The sequence below is a fragment of the Oceanipulchritudo coccoides genome, assembly GCF_010500615.1.
Lineage (GTDB): Bacteria > Verrucomicrobiota > Verrucomicrobiia > Opitutales > Oceanipulchritudinaceae > Oceanipulchritudo > Oceanipulchritudo coccoides.
This window is the reverse complement of the sequence record NZ_JAAGNX010000001.1, coordinates 17,390-34,631: the sequence shown is the minus strand read 5'-3', so window position 1 is coordinate 34,631 and position 17,242 is coordinate 17,390. Positions and strand designations below refer to the sequence as shown.

Sequence of the window (17,242 nt, the reverse complement as noted above, 5' to 3'; positions counted from 1 at the left end):
GCTGATTTAGGACATGTTTAAACGCGTACAGTTTGAGGAATGGCAGGCCATCATCACCCTGATTGCTTTTGTCCTCTTCTTCATCGCATTTCTTTACTTCTGCTGGCGTGCCCTGCGCATGAGCAAGGCTGACCGGGAGCACATGTCGAACCTTCCACTTGAATCCGGAAACCCGGAAAAACCGAGCAATGAGCAAGAAAGAGAATCCACAAGACGATAAACTGAGACCGCACGTCTACGACGGTATTCAGGAATATGACAACCGCCTCCCAAACTGGTGGCTCTGGACCTTTTATGGCGCCGTTATCCTGACTGTGATGTATTGGTTTTCCTGGTACAATGCGGATGTCATGGAGACCGACGCCGCCATTGTTGAAGCGCAGATGGCGAAGGTCGAGGAAGTGCGACTCGCCGCCATGGGTGAAATTTCCAATGACACTCTCTGGCAGATGAGCCGCAATGCAGGCTTTGTCAGTGCGGGCTCCGAGATTTTCAAGGACAAGTGCGTTGCCTGCCATGGCGCTGACCTCAAGGGCGGCATCGGAGTGAACCTTGTCGACGATGAGTGGAAGTGGGGCAACCAACCCATCAGCCTTTACTCGATTGTCGTGAATGGCTCCCCGGACAAGAAAGCGGGCATGCAGGCATGGATCAACGAGCTGGGCGCACAAAAGGTGAGCCAGGTCGTGGCCTATGTCCTGAGCTACCATACCGAGCAGGAAATGGCGGATGCCCCGACCCTGAATCCGCCATTGGAGTTATGAGGATTTAATGAAGCCCAAGAGCAAGAAGCCCAGCTTGGACGCAGTCACCTCGATCAATGAGGACGGCTCGCGTTTCATCATCCACCCTGCTGATGTTAAGGGACAATTCACCCGGTGGCGGCGCATCTCGGCTTTGTTTCTGATCGGTATCTACATCCTCCTCCCATGGATTCCAATCAATGGCTATCCGGCGATTTTTTTGGATGTCCTGAACAGGCGCTTCCATCTTTTCGGGATCACGTTGGCTGCCCAGGACATGTGGCTGCTCTTCTTTTTCGTTTCCGGACTGGCCTTTCTCCTCTTTTTTATAACAGCCTTTCTCGGGCGTGTCTGGTGCGGCTGGGCCTGCCCACAGACCATATTCCTTGAGCACGTCTTCCGCCGCGTGGAGCGGTGGATTGAAGGGGATGCACCCAAGCGCAAGGCCTTGGACAATGCCCCTTTCGACGGGGTGAAGCTCTTCAAGCGCGGTCTCAAACACGGCCTTTTCCTCCTGTTGGCGTCTGCCATCGCCCACATCTTCCTCTCCTACTTCATCTCCATTCCGCAGCTCTGGCAATGGATGACCACCTCCCCACTTGAGCATTGGGGCGCCTTTGTTTTCGTCTTCGTCGCCACAGGGCTCATGTACGTCAATTTTGCCTTTTTCCGCGAACAGCTCTGTATTGTCATCTGCCCGTACGGCCGACTCCAGTCAGCGCTGATTGATGACGACACCTATAATGTCGCCTACGACTTTGAGCGCGGAAATCCACCGGGACCGGTCAAGGACGAATCAGCTGGCGACTGCATCGGCTGTCGTCGCTGTATCCAGGTCTGTCCGACCGGGATTGATATCCGCCACGGACTCCAACTTGAGTGCATCGGTTGTTCCGCCTGCATGGATGCCTGTGATGAAATCATGGACAAGGTCAAGAGGCCCCGCGGGCTGATCCGCTACGCTTCGGATCGCAACCTGCAGGGCTTTAAAACCCGCTGGATTCGCCCGCGCACCATTCTTTACACAGCCCTGCTTTTCATGGGAATCGGCGTGGCGGGATTTGCCTTCACCTCTGTGGAGCAAGCTTCGGCAACGGCCACGCGGATGCCAGGATCACCGTTTTATGTGACGGATACCCACATCCGCAACCAATACCAGATCCGCCTGATCAACAAGGATACGGGCAACTTGTCATTTTCCGCAGCCGTACAGGCAAGCGGACTTGAAGTGCCGGTTCAAACGTCGGGCTTTGAAGAAAATCTGGTTCTCACGCCGATGGAAGAAAGGAACGCGACATTCGTGGTGCAAGTTCCACGGGAGACCTTCATTGGCCCCTTTCCCTTGCAGATTGTCATAGAAGCGGAGCCCGGCGGCATGGAAATTATCCGCGAGGTGGAATTCCTGGGGCCGGATCCGGCCCTGCTACGGAAAGCAACCCCTTGAGGGGAGACTCCAAGCCATGCAAGAAGCGCATAAAAAGAAGGCGGGCAGCCGCTCATTGTGGGTCTGGGTCATCCTCGCTTTTGTTATACTCATCTCCGCCTGGACCTGTTTGATCATCGTTGCCTCAAAGAACCAGCCAGAGGTGATTGAAATTCAGGAACCATAGGGCATAGTCGGTGAAATGTCTTTTCATCTAATCTTCCTCTTTCTCTTCCAGAGCGGTCTGGCTTTTGCCTTCAGTTACTTCATCGCCAAGATTGTCCTGACCGGTTGTGACGAGGAATCGCTTCCCAAGCTGAGAAGGGGCCTGCGATGGATCGCCCTCCTCACACTTGCCTGCTCAATCGCCCTGCCGCCAGTCATGTTTTTTGCCTACTACAAGGCATTGCCCGAGGGCAAACCGGCCAATATTGCCCTTTGGCCGGCTGTATGGATTTTCATGATTCTGGGAGCGGTCGTGCTGGCCTTGTCCCTTGTCATTTGGAAATCGGGAAGACAGCATTCCGCTCAATGATCGAGGTCTCCTCCATAACCGGCCCATGGCCCGCTTTCATCGCGGGCATGGTAACGAGCCTGCACTGCGCTGGCATGTGCGGTCCCCTTGCCTGCTACATAGCACCAAAGCCCGGCTCGGCCAGCTCTTTTGCCACGGTGGCCAGCCTCTACCAGATTGGACGTTTGATTTCCTACACCTTGATTGGAGGACTGGCGGGCGGTCTCGGAATGGTAGCTCTTGGCTGGGTCGATATCTATCAGCATTCGTTATCCCGCTTTCTTCCGTGGTTGCTGGTCATGTTCTTTCTTCTGGTTGCCTTCCGGATCGACAAATATTTCCCCAAACCAGCTTTCCTGACCCCGTTGCTGATGCGGCTTCAACAACGTGCACAAGCCCTTCCGCGCCCGCTATCAGGACTTCTTGTCGGAATCCTGACACCACTTCTTCCCTGCGGTCCCCTGTACGCGGTCTTTGGACTTGCCCTGATGACGCAGTCGCCGATTCGCGGGGCTGAATTCCTGCTCCTCTTCGGATTGGGCACACTACCGCTCCTCTGGGTTGTGCAAGCCGCGTTTTCCCGCTGGCAGGGGGCAATTTCCCCTGTAGCGATTTCCCGGATACAGCGAGGACTGGCCCTGATCGTGGCCGTGATACTGGGGCTTCGACTGTACTTCTTTGAGACCGGCCAAGGCGGCCTCTTTTGCGGCACTGCAATGTGAACGCGCAAAGCTACAAGACCTGTATCCACTGCGGCACCCCATTTTCAGTGGCGGGAAGACGCGACAGCGAATTCTGCTGCAACGGATGCGAGTATGTCTCCAACCTGATCCGCAAGGAGGGCTTTGATCATTATTATGATCTGCGCGACCGCCGGATCGCGCCCGTGGCACCGGCTGCCATGCAACCAAGGGATTATTCATGGCTGGAGACCCGTGCAGCTGACTGTGAAAAGGCCTCTCCAAAGCTGGCCGAAATGGTCCTCGATCTGGAAGGGATATCCTGTGTTGGCTGCGTGTGGCTGATTGAAAAGATTTTCCGGCAGCATCCGGGATCGGTCCGTATTGAAATCAACACGCAGTATGGACAAGTTCGCCTGCAGTGGCGACCGGGCGTGTTCCGGTTGGTTGATTTTGCCCGGGAAATCCAGCAGTTCGGTTACCTCTTCGGGCCTCCGGGAAAGCGTCCACAAGATGAAAGCAAACGCCTTCTGGGAAGAGTTGGAGTCTGCGGGGCCTTTGCCCTGAATGCCATGCTCTTCACCCTGCCCCGTTACCTCGGGATGGATCCTGAATTCAGCCTTGCCCCCTTGTTCGAGCTCCTGAGCCTGCTCTTCGCAACCTTGAGCCTGCTTGCTGGGGGAAGCTATTTCATCAAGCGAGGTTTCCTCGGCCTGATGCAGGGCGTGCTCCACATCGACTTTCCAATTGCCGTCGGGGTGCTGGTTGCCTGGGCCGGCTCAATCCTGGGTTGGCTCATTGCCGATACCCGCTTTCTCTACTTCGACTTTGTCGCGATCTTCATTTTTCTCATGCTGGCCGGACGCTGGGCCCAGGAGCGCACGCTTGAACGAAACCGCCACCGCCTGCTGAGTCAGAACAAGGCCCCGCGTGAGGTCCACGTGGTCAACGAAGACCTTTCCGGAGAGGAAATTAAATCCCTTGATCTGCTCAAGGCGGGTGAACGAATCCGTACCCTGCCGGGCGAGGTGGTTCCAGTCCTGTGTGAACTCGAATCAAACAAGGCGGCCCTTTCCCTTGAGTGGATCAATGGTGAATCAGCGATGCGGACGATGAAGCAAGGCCACTGGGTCCCATCGGGTGCCCAGAACATCGGAATGGAACCGATTCTCCTGAAGGCCCGCCAATCGTACGCGGATTCACTGCTCTCCCGTCTGCTTAGCTCGCAAGCCTCCGAGCAGCGCAATCCGCTCATGGAGAAGATCCTGCGCTCCTATATCGGAATTGTCCTGCTGCTTGCCATCGTGGGGGCACTTTTATGGGCCCTTGTCGGAGATGAGCCACTCACGGGCCTTCAAGTCGCGCTTTCGATCCTGGTCGTCTCCTGCCCGTGCGCCCTTGGGGTGGCCTACCCGCTCGCCCAGGAATGGGCAGTCCTGCATTTGAGGCCCTTCGGCATATTTGTCCGATCAGCCGAGCTATTCGGCAAGCTCGGGCAGATCCGGCAAATTGTCTTCGACAAGACAGGCACCCTGACCCTCGAGGCCCCCGAGCTGGAAAATCCGGAGCGCCTTGAAAGACTCGGGAGCCAAGACCGGGCCATTCTCCGGGAAATGGTGAAGAGCTCGCTACATCCGGTAAGCCGTGCCCTGCGTGAGGCTTTTCTGAATTTGCCTGCCGAGGAGGCAACCGTCCCCGAAGACCTGAAAACAGCGGAAGAAGTCGGGATGGGCTTGCTGGGTAAATCGGAAACCACTGGCAAGACATGGAGCCTTGGACGCCCGGGATGGAAGACCGACCAAGCGGGGCCGGCATCCTTGCCAGATGTTGGCTGCGAGTTTCGTCTCAACGGGAAACTTGTCGCGTCCTTTTCCTTCAAGGAAGCCCTGCGTGAAGATGCGATTGAATCCGTCAAGGCACTTCGCGCGCGCTGCCCGATTACCATCCTCTCGGGTGACCGGGTGGACAAAGTCCGTGCCATGGCGCGGCAACTGAATCTTCCGGAGAGTGCGGCAATCGGAGAGCAAACCCCGGACGAGAAGGCGGCCTTCATGGAATCGATCGGAGATGCCAAAGCCCTCTATGTAGGAGACGGTGCCAATGACGCCCTTGCCTTTTCCAAAGCCGCGGTTCGCGGCACGCCCGCCACTCCACACGGGCTTCTCCAGGACAAGGCGGATTTTTACTTCACAGGGCGCAGCCTGTCTGGACTGCTCCATCTCTTCCGGATCCAGCGATTGCGGAAGCGAGCGATACAGATGGCCTTTGTCTTTGCCGTCAGCTACAACGTGATCGTTGTTGCCGTTGCCCTTGCGGCCCGGATGCATCCCCTTCTGGCGGCGATACTCATGCCTCTGAGCTCACTGGCAACATTGAGCATTGTGGCGCTGGTCTACCGGAAAAATTCCGGCAAGCTTCAGGCTTGATCCCCACAAAGCCATTCCCGAGAGTGATCACTTGTGCCCGATGCTGTAGAGAGATTCCGCAAATTGACCGGGAAGCCCAAACGCTCCCGGCGCGAGGAAGGACGACCCCCTGTCCCGCCCCGGGAATGGGCATTGGTCACGCTGCTGCTCATAAACATCCTCTGGCTATCCTTTGCTCTTGGCGGAGTGCGGCTCTGGGGTGAGATCACCGCCTTGTTCCTCTCGCTGGCGACATTGTTCCTGCTTCCCCGTTGGAACCGTGGGGAAATTCAAGGCCAACCCAGCCCCGTCTTCACCCTGTTGAAGCTGCCGCTGTTCTGGTTTGGCCTGGGCCTTTTTGTCTATTTCTGGATCCAATCGTGGAACCTCGCCTGGGAATGGACGCTCGTCCCTGATGCCAAGCCCAAGCTGGTCTCACAGACGCCGATTGTGCCATGGCTGCCATCCGGGCTGTTCTCCCCTTTTGAGGAAAGCAATCCAGTCCGGTCGATGATATATTACACAATCCCGTGGATTGCCTGTTGCTCGGCCTGGGCTGGCTTGATGACCCGGCGCTCGGTGGGACTTCTCCTTCACGGGTTGGCAATCAGCGGGCTGCTCTTTGCGATTGTTGCCCTCCGCCAGCATTTTCTCGATCTGGACCGGATTCTCGGGATCTTCCCCACTGTTCCCTCAAAAGTACGGGCGGATATTCCATTCTGGGGGACACTGGTTAATGAAAACCATGCCGCCTTCTACCTGATCCTTGTGAATGGATTATGCCTCGGGCTGTTTCTCTCAGGCTGGCATCGCGATATTCGCCTGTTCAAGAAAGGTGGCGGGGCATGGATGCTCTATCTCGGATTTGGCATCGTTGCCAGTTTCGCGGCGCTCATGGCCCAGGCCCGTGGAGCAATCGGATTTCTTGTCCTGCAATGGATTCTCTTCCTGATTATCTGCAGCGTCTTCCTGGTTCGCAGTTTCGGAAAACGCGGCATTGCCTTTCCCATTACCGTTGTCGCTCTCATGGCAACCCTGCTCCTGACATTTGTCGTCAACCCGGCCATTTTCGAGCGGCAGAAAAAGGAATGGATAGAGACTTTCAATCTGGTGGAAAATCCCGAGCTGGAGGCACGGTACTTCATGACCCGGATTGGCTGGGACATGATCAAGGACAAACCCTGGTACGGGCACGGGGCCGGCGGCTGGAGATACATACACTTTCCCTACAAGGCGAAATACCCCGAGTTTATCACGGAGCACAACCAATGGAAGCCCAACCCCTACACGGGTAAGCGTGAGCGCCGCAAGGTGACCACATGGTTTCAGAATGCCCATGTGGATTTGCTTGAATATGTCATTGAATGGGGAATTGTCGGATGCCTGTTTCCGCTCATGGCCGCTGGCTGGCTGGTCTCCCGGGCAATCCGATCGTATCGTGGCTGGGATGCTGGCGGCCTGACTATCCTGATGACGGTTCTTGTGGTCTGGCTGGGCGCAGCGGTGGAGTTTCATTTCCGTATTCCCCTTGTTCTGCTTGCATGGTGCCTTGCCTTCACCACGATCACCAAACTCTCGGATTTGCAGGCACCCTGAGCTGAAATGAATTGGTCCCCCATAGATTTTGAAGCTGACCTGAACAAGGATCAGTACGCCGCCGTCACGGCCAAGGATGGCCCGGCCCTCGTCCTGGCCGGGGCCGGATCCGGCAAGACGCGTACACTCACCTATCGCGTGGCATGGTTGCTTCTTGAAAAGAATATCTCCCCCAACCAGCTACTGTTGCTGACCTTCACGAACAAGGCCGCCAAGGAAATGATCGAGCGTGTCCAATCGCTGACCGGGCTTGGCCAGACACCTCGCTGGAGCGGCACCTTCCACTCCATCGGGGGCCGGCTCCTGCGGCAATATGGAAGCCTGATCGGGCTCTCCCAGAGTTACACCATCATGGACCAGTCGGATTCCGAGGGACTGATGACGGCTGTCATCAAGGATTCCGACAAGGCCTTCCTGAAGAACAAGGACCACCCGAAGGCGAAGGTCATTCAGAACCTGCTCTCGTATGCCCGCAACACGCGGCAGCCTTTCGTTGACTTGCTCCGGGAGCGCTATCCATGGCATGAGAACATTTCCGCACAGATCAACGGCTTCGTGAAGCTCTACGACACGGCCAAGCGCGAGCAACAAGTTGTCGACTATGATGACCTTCTTGTCCTCTGGCTTCGGCTACTGCAGGAATTTCAAGACGTGCAGGCGGCCTGCCAAGAGCACTTTCCCTACATCCTCGTCGATGAGTACCAGGATACCAATATCATCCAGGCCGAAATCATCGACCTCATCGGGGCACATCACAACATCATGGCCGTGGGCGATGATGCCCAGTGTATTTATACTTGGCGCGGCGCGCTTTTCGAGAACATCCGCAGCTTTCCGGAGCGTCACCCCGGCACGAGTATCTATAAAATCCTGACAAATTACCGCAGCATCCCGCCAATCCTGAAGTTGGCCAACAACGTTCTGGCGATGCAGCCGGGCGACTCCGGATACCCGAAGGAATTGGTGGCGGAGCGGAAGGGAAACATGCGGCCGTATGTTGTTCCGCTCATCGACACCCGCCAGCAGGCGCAATTTCTCGTCTCGCGGATTGAGGCGCTCTACGAGGAGGGAATTCCCCTTTCAAACATAGCCATCCTCTACCGCGCCCATTACCAGGCCCTTGACGCGCAACTGGAGTTTACCCGCCGGGGTATTCCTTTTATCATTACAAGCGGGCTGAGGTTTTTCGAACAAGCGCACGTGAAAGACTTTGTGGCGCAGTTGAGGGTTCTTTCCAACCCGGATGATTCGCCCGCCTTCGAGCGGCTGCTCTGCCTGCTTCCCAAGGTTGGACCCGCCACCGTCAAGAAGGTTCGCATGGCGGCGGACAAGGTCCTCAAGAAGCAACTGGACGGGCATGAGTCGGCCCACGGCGACCTCTTCGACAAGGCCCATCCGCGCGATCCTGATTTTTTCACCGCCCTCGCCGCGGATGAAGTGAGCAACAAGATCCCGGTCGACGCCCGGGACGACTTCAAAAGCATGGTGGCGACTTTTCTTGAGGTGCGTCCCCTTCTACAAGGGAAGGAAGCACTCTCCCCGAACCAGGCGGTTGAGCAGATGCTTGAGGGCTGGTACGGGGACTACATCCGGAATGTCTATCCAGATTGGGAAAACCGTGAAGAGGATCTCCAGTCGATCATCAGCTTTGCCTCACGCTTTGAAACCATGGCCGAGCTACTGGCCCAGCTGGTCCTCATGAATTCGGAAACCTCGGACAAACATATTGAACCGGATGATGAAGCGGTCCGCATGACGACCATTCATCAGGCCAAGGGCCTTGAGTTTCCGGTCGTCTTCCTGATCAGCTGCGCCGATGAGTGGTTGCCGTTGAAAAGAGCCATTGAGGAGGGAGACGTTGATGAGGAGCGGCGGCTTTTCTACGTGGCGGTCACCCGTGCCATGAACGAGCTCTATCTCTCCTTTCCGATGATGCACGCCACCCGCGGGGGAGGCGTGCAGCGGATGATGCCAAGCCGTTTTCTCTCTGAAATTCCCAGCGAACACTATGAGAAACTCTCATATGGATCACGCTGGTGAGCGCTCCGTCTTGACGGCAGGACCAGATTTGGGAAAGCTTTGACCCATGCAGCGACTATCCAGCCTTCTGACTCTCCTCGCCTTGTTTGCATCCTCACTTGCCCAAGGCCTGGAAATTGGGACTGCCTACACCCGGACCTATGCCGCCGAAGAGATACGCACGCTCAGCAATCATCTGGGAGCACCCCTTTCCGAGCAGGGATTCCGGACTGTCGTTGCCAGCCAGCCGGATCAACCAGGCGGACAGTATTTCATTTTGCATCTGGAGAAAATGTCATCCGGCTCCCCGGCAGTCGCCCGATTGACCCTGTATACCACGGCTGACAAGAAATCCTCAGTCCACAACTGGGACCTTTCTGGAGGAGACTTGGAGAACTGGCTTTATCTCGGCCTGACTGGCAAAGACTGGCCCGGCGAAGATGTTCAGCCCCTTGCCTGGAAAATTGAGTTACTGGATTCCAGTGGAACCATCCTGACAGAATGGAAAAGTTTTCTCTGGGAAATGCCGTAAGCCTCCCGGCATGGGAGACCCTGTGTCCAGAGCCCTTCTTTACCGGGGAAACACTCAAGGAAACCCTGATCGGCGGGCAGGCTTTCCGCTGGTTTTGGGATTGCACCAATGAATGCTGGATCGGTGGGTGGGCGTCGCATGTTGTTGCCCTGAGACTGAATGATCAACGACTTGAATCGGCTCGCCTGACCTCGCAAACCACGCCTGATGATATTCTCCATTACCTCGGGATCGACCGCGTCCAGCCATGGATTGACCAACTCCCCTGCAACGCCGATCCCGTGCTGGAAAGCCTGCGCCAACGCTGGAGCAGTTTAAGCCTGCTACGGCAACCGGCGGAAGAAACCCTGCTCGCCTTCATTTGTAGCTCCAACAAGCAGATTCTCCAGATCCGGACAATGCTGCACAATCTCAGTATCCGGTTCGGGACAAAAATCCCCGGAACGCCGCTCAGTACCCTGCCCGACTGGAAGTCGCTGGCTAATGTTTCTGAAGCAGACCTGCGCGCCTGCGCCCTTGGTTACCGTGCCGCCCACATTGCCGGGACAGCTGCCTTCCTCCGCGAATCACCGGATTTCCTCCGGACAATAAATCAGCTCCCCCTGGCAGACGCCAGCGACGCCTTGCAGCGACTCCCCGGAGTCGGCCCAAAGGTCGCCGATTGCCTTCTGTTGTTTGGATACGGATTTGCCGAGGCCTTTCCGGTAGACACTTGGATTGAGAAAATTCTCAAGGAGAAGTATCCGGACCTGGCCAAGTGGAATCGCGTACAGCTGGCCACCTTTGCCCGAATCCATTTTGGAAAAGCGGGTGGCTTAGCTCAGCAATGGATGTTCGCAGAGGCACGGACGAACAAGTGAGGAACAGTTTGTATCTGAAATTCAGTTGAAGTCATCAACCGGTTGGGTCTAAATTTTTCAAAAGCGAAGCTCCTCGACACCTCATCATGATCATCAAAGCAAATAGCCGCATCCTCTTTCAAGGGGACAGCATCACTGACGCCGGGCGTGACCGGGCAAATTCATTCGATCTGGGACATGGCTACGTCAATATGGCGACCGGATTTCTGTCCGCCCTGCATCCCGGCCTTGGGGCCACCTGCCTCAATCGAGGCATTTCCGGTAATCGAACCGGGGATCTGGTCAACCGCTGGAAAGAAGACTGCATCGCCCTTGAGCCGGATATTCTATCCATTTTTATCGGCATCAACGATGTCTGGCGTCGCTACGATCGCAATCTACCGACCACCGCCGCAACGTATGAAGCGAACTATCGTATCCTTCTGGAAAAAACGCGTGAAGCCCTTCCAGAGACCCGGCTGGTCCTCATGGAGCCGTTTGTTCTTCCGGTACCTGCCGACCGGATCGGTTGGCGTGAGGATCTTGATCCAAAAATCGATGTAGTCCGGCACCTGGCGAGGGAATTCAACGCCCTGTATGTCCCGCTGGACGGCATTTTCGCCTCCGCCTCGATGCATCAGCCACCCGCCTACTGGGCTGGCGACGGCGTGCACCCAAGCCCGGCTGGCCACGGCCTCATCGCGAAAAGCTGGCTGCATGCAGTTGGCGCGCTTTGATGTTGGCTTCAGGATTGGGCTTTCTTCCTCGTCCTTGACAAGCGATTAGGAATTCACACCTTTCGAAAACCATGGCGCAGGATCATTACAACGAATACATCGGGAAGAAATACGTGGGCTTCAGCATTGTCCTGGCACTCGTCTTCTGGGCATGCTTCACACGTCTGCTCCTTCCTTTTGTCCCGACGGATGATCCCTCGTGGGGATACTTTTTTGCCGGCTTCACGGCCCTGTGCCTGACAGGCGTATTCTACATCGCGTCGCACATGTTCCGCCTGGTCCTGCAGGAGCACCGGAAGGCTCAACAGGAACGCGGTTCCTGAAATCGAAGCAAGCCGCCTGTTCTTCTCGCTTGCCCTTCGGGCAAGGATTCGTGAATCTGCCATTGGAAAAGAACGCCAATGGCCCTTATTCACCGTCATTATACCATTCCCAAGCTCGATTTCCGGGACTTCTGGGATATCTGCAGTCATTACCTGCGCATCCATCCGAAGTACCGGAACATCATTTACTCAATTGACGGCTTCAGCGGTCCCATTTGCGAGAACGAGAGCGATGTTTCGAAGGTCCTGCGCTTGATCGCCCTGCATCAGGGGGAAGTGCGCCGATATGTGGCCCGGTATTATCTTTCCCCGGCAAGTGAGCCCGGTGATTACGGTAACGCCAAGATGGAATACCTGCCGGAAGCACACGACTTCCAGCCGGTCGGGCTCCACTTTTACGCGGACACGGACAACAAGCTGCTGATTTACCAGTTTGAGGATTTTATCTACAACGGCTACTCATTCGAGGAGCAGGACACGACCGAGATCGAGTATGGCCTTCCGTGCGAAGTGCTGGCATCCGTCATCGATATCCGCAGCTTCTCCTCCTTTTGCGAACAACCGGACATTGAGTCGCCCTACACCTGTGGGCTGATGACCGCCTTCTATAACATGGTCCGGAACGGGTTCAAACGCTACCCGCCGGATCTGGTCAAGTTCCTTGGGGACGGTGTTCTCGCGGTGTGGCAAACCACTTCCAAGGACCGCAAAGTGGCCATCGAAACCTGCCTCGACGGGCTGAAGCAGATGCCCATGACCTGGCGACATCTGGTCCAGGGCCCGGAATTCACGCACGGGGCGCCGGAGGGCATTGGTTCCGGGGTCAGCTTTGGACTGGCGAGTAAGATTTCCATCGATAACGACTACATTGGCCGGCCGATCAATCTGGCCAGCCGTCTTTGTAGCGTTTGCCCGCCCGCCAAGACATATATCGCCCGGAATGTTCCTGACGTAGAGGAATACGGTGTAAAGCCACTCGCTATTCGCCTGAAGAGCTACGGCGAACAGAAGGTCTGGTTGATGGACGTGATCTAATCCCCGGACAAGCCCAAGGGACCCGGCTACTCGCTTACAACTTCTTCAACAATGGCGGTATAGTCGTGTCCATTGATGGAGAGCTGGACCTTGCGGGAACCGGCGGGCACTGGAGCAGACTCAGCCATTGGCGCAGCAGGTGCTGCTGGCGCGGCCTTGACCTCCTGCTTGGGTGCGGGTGCTGCAGCAGGCTTTGATTTGTTCTCGTAATGCTTTTTAAGCTCCTGCGGGAACATGGCCCAAATCACGCAATGCTCGTCATCGCTGGGCAGGCCTTCCTTTTTGAGCTCTTCACGGAGCTTGTCCATGCGGGGCTCAATTAAATCGGCTGGACGGCAATCAATGGGATCCTTGCCACTCTTTTCAGCGGCGATTTTCCGGACCTCCGGATCGACCGGAGCGGGTGTCTGGCCATAGTAGCCGAGGGCGATGTCCATCGCCTGGGGACTGAAGTTCTTCCAGCGGCCGAACTTGACATTCAGCATGGCCTGCACGCCGACAATCTGTGAAGTCGGGGTAACCAGCGGAATCCAGCCTAAAGCCTTCCGGACCACTGGAATCTCCGCAAAAACATCTTCGAAGCGGTCTTCCATCTTCTGCTCCTTGAGCTGATTGCGGAAGTTACTGAGCATCCCGCCCGGAACCTGATAAATGAGTGCCTCGGAATCGACGACCTCGTTCTTGTGGGCCGTGAACTTGTCGAGCTCAGCATAGACCTTCTTGAAATGAACACTCAAATCCTGAAGCGTCTTGATATCGTATTCAGGCTTGCGCGGGTGGTCCTCGAGAAGGCTTAGCATGCGGACGGTGTCGGGCTGGCCGGTCCCATTGGCGAAAGGTGTGATTGACGTATCCACCATGTCAGCCCCGGCCTCGATGGCGGCGTAGTAGGTGCTTGCACCAAGGCCGGCCGTTTCGTGGGTATGCACATTCACAGGGATCTTACAGCGATCCTTGAGCCCCTTGACCAGTTTGTAGGCGAAGACTGGTGGAATCAGGCCGGCCATGTCCTTCACACAAATGGAATCGCATCCCATTGCCTCAAGTTCCTCTCCCATTTTCAGGAAGGATTCAATAGAATGGACGGGGCTGGTGGTATAACACATGACCCCTTGGGCATGCTTCCCGGCAGCTTTCACCGCCTTGACGGCTGTCTTGATATTTCGGGTGTCATTGAGGGCGTCGAAAATCCTGAAAATATCCATGCCATGCTTGGCGGACATTTTCACAAAGGCCTCCACCACATCATCCGGGAAATTGGCATACTGGACAATGTTCTGTCCACGCAGGAGCATCATATGGGGCGTGTTGGGCGTTCCGGCCTTGAGCTTGTCGAGCCGGTCGAAAGGAAACTCATCGAGAAAGCGCAATCCGGCATCGATGGTTGCCCCACCCCATGTTTCCAGGGCACCAAACCCAAGGGAATCAAGCTGCTTGAGAACAGGCAGCATTTGCTCGGTGGACATGCGGGTCGCCGCGAGCGACTGATGTCCGTCGCGGAGAACCATATTATTGAAAATTACTTGCTTAGCCATCGTACCTGCGGAGGTTAGAAATCCGAAATTGACATGACAAGTAAAAGCGGTGGCAAGTCCGCGATTTCCCTGAATCCCTTTTGTGGACGGGGCCGGAAGGTCATCAAGCGCCCTGTGACCAGAGCTGCAAAGCACCCATAACGAGGGAGGCGGCGGTCTCAACTTTCAAGACAAGAGGACCGAGGGAAACAAAGTGGCAACCGGCTCCGCGCAACTGTTTGTACTCAGCATCTGAAAAATCCCCTTCCGGGCCCACAAAGACCTGGATCACCCCCACGGGCTTGAGCGGATTTCCCAAGAGCTGCCAAAGTGGGCTTGCATCGGGTTGGAGGGCGGCGCAAATCCGGGCGGCGTCTGCTGGTCCCTGTAGTTCCTTATCAAGACTGGAGGGAGCATCGAGTCGTGGCATCCAGGGATTCCCGGATTGCTTCAAGGCCTCGATCAGGACTGATTCCCATCGATCCTGTTTTTTCCCAGCGCGCTCGGGAGGCACTTCGACATTTTCCGTGGCCAAGGGCGTGATCCGGGAAACCCCGAGCTCGACTGCCTTGTGAAGAAGGCCGGGAAAGGTTTTTCCCTTTGGAAGAGCCACCAGCAAATGGACCTGCAGGCGAGATTCCGGGATCTCACGGATCGCCCGGAGGTTCAGGCCAAGCTTTGTGCCATCCACTGAGAGGACCTCGGCTGAGCCGACATGGCCCTTTCCGTTGAGGATTTCCACTATTTCCCCAATTCGCACACGGCGCACCCGCACAAGGTGGTGGACTTCCTCCCGGTCGAGCTTTGGCAGGACATTGCCCCCGTCCCAACTGCTACTGTATGCCCTCAACATTCCCTTCAGAAAGGTGCTGGGAGCTGATTTGGCAATCCGAAAGGGGGCTCTTGGGGCTTTCAATCCGCATAAAAAGCAACCCCGGCTTCTTGAAGGAAACCGGGGCTTAAGTGCTTAACCAAACTACAAACTAGACTGAAAACGACGACTGTTTAAGTGCGTCTGTAGATTAAGACGGGGGTGTTCCGGTTTTCGTTCAAAAAGTTTTCTCTTTTTCCCGAAAAAACCCCTTTTGTCAGGATTCGCCGGCCGAAACTGCTTAGAACAAGGCCCCGGAAACCGCACCGGCAGCGGTGATCGGGCCGGAATCCCCAAGACTGTCAAGGGCCTGGTCGGCCTTATTGAGCATTCCGCGGAGCTCGACGTAGAGGGAATCGTCGGTCACGAGCTTGCCAAGGGTCCCTTCGCCCGAATTGAGCTTTTCGGAGAAGGACTTCATGTTGGCGATGGTCGCCTCGAGCTCGACGGCGATGGTGTCATCAACCAGCAGGCGGCCGAGGGTGCCTTCGCCAGCTTCCACCTTGGCGAAAAGGTCCTTTGCGCTGGCCAGGGTGTCCTTCATATCGGCTGAAGCGCTTCGAAAATCATCCACAACAGACATGAGCTCGGTGTACATACCGTCTTCATTAATCAACTTACCGAGGGTTCCCTCGCTCGAATTGAGCTTGGTGGTGAGTTCCTCGAGATTGACCATGACCGTGTCAAAGCGGTTGCGGTTGTCGGTCACGAGCTCATTGAGATTGGTGAAGAGCTCACCCATGCCTCCACCTTCCAGCCCGGAAAAGCTTTCGGCCATTGAATTCAGACGCTCCCCGAGCTTTTTGACCTCTCCGAGGATTTCATTGAAGTCAGCTCCCTCGTCGGTGAGGATCTGGTCACCCCCGCTGAGCAAAGCCGAGTCTGCGCCGTAATCAACCGAGACATAGTTCTGTCCGAGCAGGCTGGACATGGCGATACTGGCCACGGAATCGGCAGGGATCTGGACCTCAGGATCAACCCGGAGGGTGACAAGCCCACGGCCATCGGCCAGCTCGGTCGACGTGACCTGGCCAATGAAGACACCCGCCATGCGGACATCGGAGCCCGGGGTCAAGGTGCGGATATTGTCAAACTCAGCGGTGATCGTGTAGCCCGTATCGCTCTTGATGGCACCCGAGCCAATAACGGTGTAGACCGCATAGATAAGGATGACTCCGAGGACAAAGAAAATGCCCACACGAATGGATTGGAAGGTTTGGTTCATAATTATTTCTCCTGTTTGCGAAAGCGTGGATTATCTGGATCAATTTTTGGATTCATGAATTCCCGGACAGCCGGGTCGGTGCTGTTGCGAAGCTCCTCGGGTGTACCGCCGAAGACCAGCTCGCCCTCCATGAGAAGGGCGACATGATCCCCGATGGCCAAGGCCAGCTCGCGGTCATGGGTGACAACCATGCTGGTTGCGCCGGTTTCGCGGGAAATTGTGGCGATCAGCTCGGTCGTGGTTGCGGCGAGGATCGGATCAAGCTCGGAAGTGGGCTCATCGTAGAGGATAAGCTGGGGCTCCATGATAATGGCCCGGGCGACAGCGACCCGTTTTTTCATCCCGCCGGACAACTGGGCTGGAATTTTGTCGCCAGCGGCCTCGATGGAGAGCGCCTTCATGACAGACTCCACCTTGGTCCGAATCGTTGCCTCGTCGTAGAGCCGGTGCTCGCGCAGATAGAGGGCGAGGTTGTCATAGACCTTCATCGAATTGAAAAGGGCCCCAGCCTGAAAGACCATGGATGTGCGAATCCGCTCGTGGGTTTCAGCCTGTTGGGCATCGCCGTCGCCGACCAGGGTTTGCCCGCTGTCGCTCTTCTCAAGACCAATCAAGTGCCGCATGAGGACGGACTTGCCCGAGCCGCTTGGCCCCATGAGGACAAAAATCTCACCCGGCTTCACCTCAAAGGAGACATCCCTCAGGACCTGTTGCGTCCCGAAGGACTTTGAAAGATTCTTCACCGATACGGAAACCGGCTCGACTTGTACTGTGGATTCCATGCGT

Annotated in this window: 18 protein-coding genes; 14 read left to right on the top strand and 4 right to left on the bottom strand. The window is 56.2% G+C overall.

Annotated elements, in window-relative coordinates; translation table 11 throughout:
• The first annotated feature begins 13 nt into the window (after positions 1-13).
• The 14 genes from G0Q06_RS00195 (at position 14) to G0Q06_RS00130 (ending at position 12,846) form a co-directional block, all read left to right on the top strand.
• Positions 14-220, top strand: coding sequence for a hypothetical protein (locus G0Q06_RS00195; protein ID WP_163961271.1), 207 nt, complete (start codon positions 14-16; stop codon positions 218-220).
• Positions 189-764, top strand: a complete 576-nt coding sequence (locus tag G0Q06_RS00190; protein WP_163961269.1) for a cbb3-type cytochrome c oxidase N-terminal domain-containing protein — start codon at positions 189-191, stop codon at positions 762-764. The genes G0Q06_RS00195 and G0Q06_RS00190 overlap by 32 nt, the downstream gene beginning before the upstream one ends.
• Before the next feature lie 7 nt (positions 765-771).
• Entirely contained in the window at positions 772-2,187 is a 1,416-nt protein-coding gene (gene ccoG / locus G0Q06_RS00185) for a cytochrome c oxidase accessory protein CcoG (protein WP_163961267.1), read from the top strand.
• Between the two features lie 16 nt (positions 2,188-2,203).
• Positions 2,204-2,353 carry a hypothetical protein gene (locus G0Q06_RS00180; RefSeq protein WP_163961265.1) on the top strand — a complete coding sequence of 50 codons (150 nt, stop codon included), beginning with the start codon at positions 2,204-2,206 and terminating at the stop codon, positions 2,351-2,353.
• 15 nt (positions 2,354-2,368) lie between these two features.
• Positions 2,369-2,701, top strand: coding sequence for a hypothetical protein (locus G0Q06_RS00175; RefSeq protein ID WP_163961263.1), 333 nt, complete (start codon positions 2,369-2,371; stop codon positions 2,699-2,701).
• Positions 2,698-3,402: a sulfite exporter TauE/SafE family protein gene (locus tag G0Q06_RS00170; RefSeq protein ID WP_238710172.1), complete on the top strand. Its 705-nt coding sequence runs from the start codon at positions 2,698-2,700 to the stop codon at positions 3,400-3,402. Before G0Q06_RS00175 ends, G0Q06_RS00170 begins: the two co-directional genes overlap by 4 nt.
• On the top strand, positions 3,399-5,786 hold the full coding sequence (locus G0Q06_RS00165) for a heavy metal translocating P-type ATPase metal-binding domain-containing protein (protein ID WP_163961262.1): 2,388 nt from the start codon (positions 3,399-3,401) through the stop codon (positions 5,784-5,786). Before G0Q06_RS00170 ends, G0Q06_RS00165 begins: the two co-directional genes overlap by 4 nt.
• 33 nt (positions 5,787-5,819) lie before the next feature.
• Complete coding sequence (locus tag G0Q06_RS14660) at positions 5,820-7,361, top strand: O-antigen ligase family protein (RefSeq protein WP_163961259.1); 1,542 nt, start codon at positions 5,820-5,822, stop codon at positions 7,359-7,361.
• 6 nt (positions 7,362-7,367) lie between these two features.
• Positions 7,368-9,401 (top strand): ATP-dependent helicase, encoded by a 2,034-nt coding sequence (locus G0Q06_RS00155; protein WP_163961257.1) that lies wholly within the window; start codon positions 7,368-7,370, stop codon positions 9,399-9,401.
• A 46-nt stretch (positions 9,402-9,447) separates the two neighbouring features.
• A complete protein-coding gene (locus G0Q06_RS00150; protein WP_163961255.1) occupies positions 9,448-9,912 on the top strand; it encodes a hypothetical protein in 465 nt (154 codons plus the stop codon).
• Positions 9,882-10,772, top strand: coding sequence for a DNA-3-methyladenine glycosylase family protein (locus G0Q06_RS00145; RefSeq protein ID WP_163961254.1), 891 nt, complete (start codon positions 9,882-9,884; stop codon positions 10,770-10,772). The genes G0Q06_RS00150 and G0Q06_RS00145 overlap by 31 nt, the downstream gene beginning before the upstream one ends.
• A gap of 86 nt (positions 10,773-10,858) precedes the next feature.
• Positions 10,859-11,488, top strand: a complete 630-nt coding sequence (locus G0Q06_RS00140) for an SGNH/GDSL hydrolase family protein (RefSeq protein ID WP_163961252.1) — start codon at positions 10,859-10,861, stop codon at positions 11,486-11,488.
• 71 nt (positions 11,489-11,559) lie between these two features.
• Positions 11,560-11,811 (top strand): hypothetical protein, encoded by a 252-nt coding sequence (locus tag G0Q06_RS00135; protein ID WP_163961250.1) that lies wholly within the window; start codon positions 11,560-11,562, stop codon positions 11,809-11,811.
• A gap of 78 nt (positions 11,812-11,889) precedes the next feature.
• On the top strand, positions 11,890-12,846 hold the full coding sequence (locus tag G0Q06_RS00130) for a nucleotidyl cyclase domain-containing protein (RefSeq protein ID WP_163961248.1): 957 nt from the start codon (positions 11,890-11,892) through the stop codon (positions 12,844-12,846).
• Between the two features lie 26 nt (positions 12,847-12,872).
• On the opposite strand, the gene G0Q06_RS00125 is transcribed toward G0Q06_RS00130, so the two are convergent.
• The 4 genes from G0Q06_RS00125 to G0Q06_RS00110 form a co-directional block, all read right to left on the bottom strand.
• Positions 12,873-14,381: a pyruvate carboxylase subunit B gene (locus G0Q06_RS00125; protein ID WP_163961246.1), complete on the bottom strand. Its 1,509-nt coding sequence runs from the start codon at positions 14,379-14,381 to the stop codon at positions 12,873-12,875.
• A 103-nt stretch (positions 14,382-14,484) separates the two neighbouring features.
• Complete coding sequence (locus G0Q06_RS00120) at positions 14,485-15,213, bottom strand: RsmE family RNA methyltransferase (RefSeq protein ID WP_163961244.1); 729 nt, start codon at positions 15,211-15,213, stop codon at positions 14,485-14,487.
• A gap of 259 nt (positions 15,214-15,472) precedes the next feature.
• Entirely contained in the window at positions 15,473-16,456 is a 984-nt protein-coding gene (locus G0Q06_RS00115; RefSeq protein WP_163961242.1) for an MlaD family protein, read from the bottom strand.
• Between the two features lie 2 nt (positions 16,457-16,458).
• The gene (locus tag G0Q06_RS00110) at positions 16,459-17,238 is read right to left on the bottom strand and encodes an ABC transporter ATP-binding protein (RefSeq protein WP_163961240.1); all 780 of its coding nucleotides are present in this window, start codon (positions 17,236-17,238) and stop codon (positions 16,459-16,461) included.
• Positions 17,239-17,242: the final 4 nt, after the last annotated feature.

Coding starts and splice junctions, on each gene's coding strand:
- G0Q06_RS00195 (WP_163961271.1), top strand. CDS start 14: ATGTTTAAACGCGTACAGTTTGAGGAATGGCAGGCCATCATCACCCTG.
- G0Q06_RS00190 (WP_163961269.1), top strand. CDS start 189: ATGAGCAAGAAAGAGAATCCACAAGACGATAAACTGAGACCGCACGTC.
- ccoG (WP_163961267.1), top strand. CDS start 772: ATGAAGCCCAAGAGCAAGAAGCCCAGCTTGGACGCAGTCACCTCGATC.
- G0Q06_RS00180 (WP_163961265.1), top strand. CDS start 2,204: ATGCAAGAAGCGCATAAAAAGAAGGCGGGCAGCCGCTCATTGTGGGTC.
- G0Q06_RS00175 (WP_163961263.1), top strand. CDS start 2,369: ATGTCTTTTCATCTAATCTTCCTCTTTCTCTTCCAGAGCGGTCTGGCT.
- G0Q06_RS00170 (WP_238710172.1), top strand. CDS start 2,698: ATGATCGAGGTCTCCTCCATAACCGGCCCATGGCCCGCTTTCATCGCG.
- G0Q06_RS00155 (WP_163961257.1), top strand. CDS start 7,368: ATGAATTGGTCCCCCATAGATTTTGAAGCTGACCTGAACAAGGATCAG.
- G0Q06_RS00150 (WP_163961255.1), top strand. CDS start 9,448: ATGCAGCGACTATCCAGCCTTCTGACTCTCCTCGCCTTGTTTGCATCC.
- G0Q06_RS00145 (WP_163961254.1), top strand. CDS start 9,882: ATGGAAAAGTTTTCTCTGGGAAATGCCGTAAGCCTCCCGGCATGGGAG.
- G0Q06_RS00140 (WP_163961252.1), top strand. CDS start 10,859: ATGATCATCAAAGCAAATAGCCGCATCCTCTTTCAAGGGGACAGCATC.
- G0Q06_RS00135 (WP_163961250.1), top strand. CDS start 11,560: ATGGCGCAGGATCATTACAACGAATACATCGGGAAGAAATACGTGGGC.
- G0Q06_RS00130 (WP_163961248.1), top strand. CDS start 11,890: ATGGCCCTTATTCACCGTCATTATACCATTCCCAAGCTCGATTTCCGG.
- G0Q06_RS00125 (WP_163961246.1), bottom strand. CDS start 14,381: ATGGCTAAGCAAGTAATTTTCAATAATATGGTTCTCCGCGACGGACAT.
- G0Q06_RS00120 (WP_163961244.1), bottom strand. CDS start 15,213: ATGTTGAGGGCATACAGTAGCAGTTGGGACGGGGGCAATGTCCTGCCA.
- G0Q06_RS00115 (WP_163961242.1), bottom strand. CDS start 16,456: ATGAACCAAACCTTCCAATCCATTCGTGTGGGCATTTTCTTTGTCCTC.
- G0Q06_RS00110 (WP_163961240.1), bottom strand. CDS start 17,238: ATGGAATCCACAGTACAAGTCGAGCCGGTTTCCGTATCGGTGAAGAAT.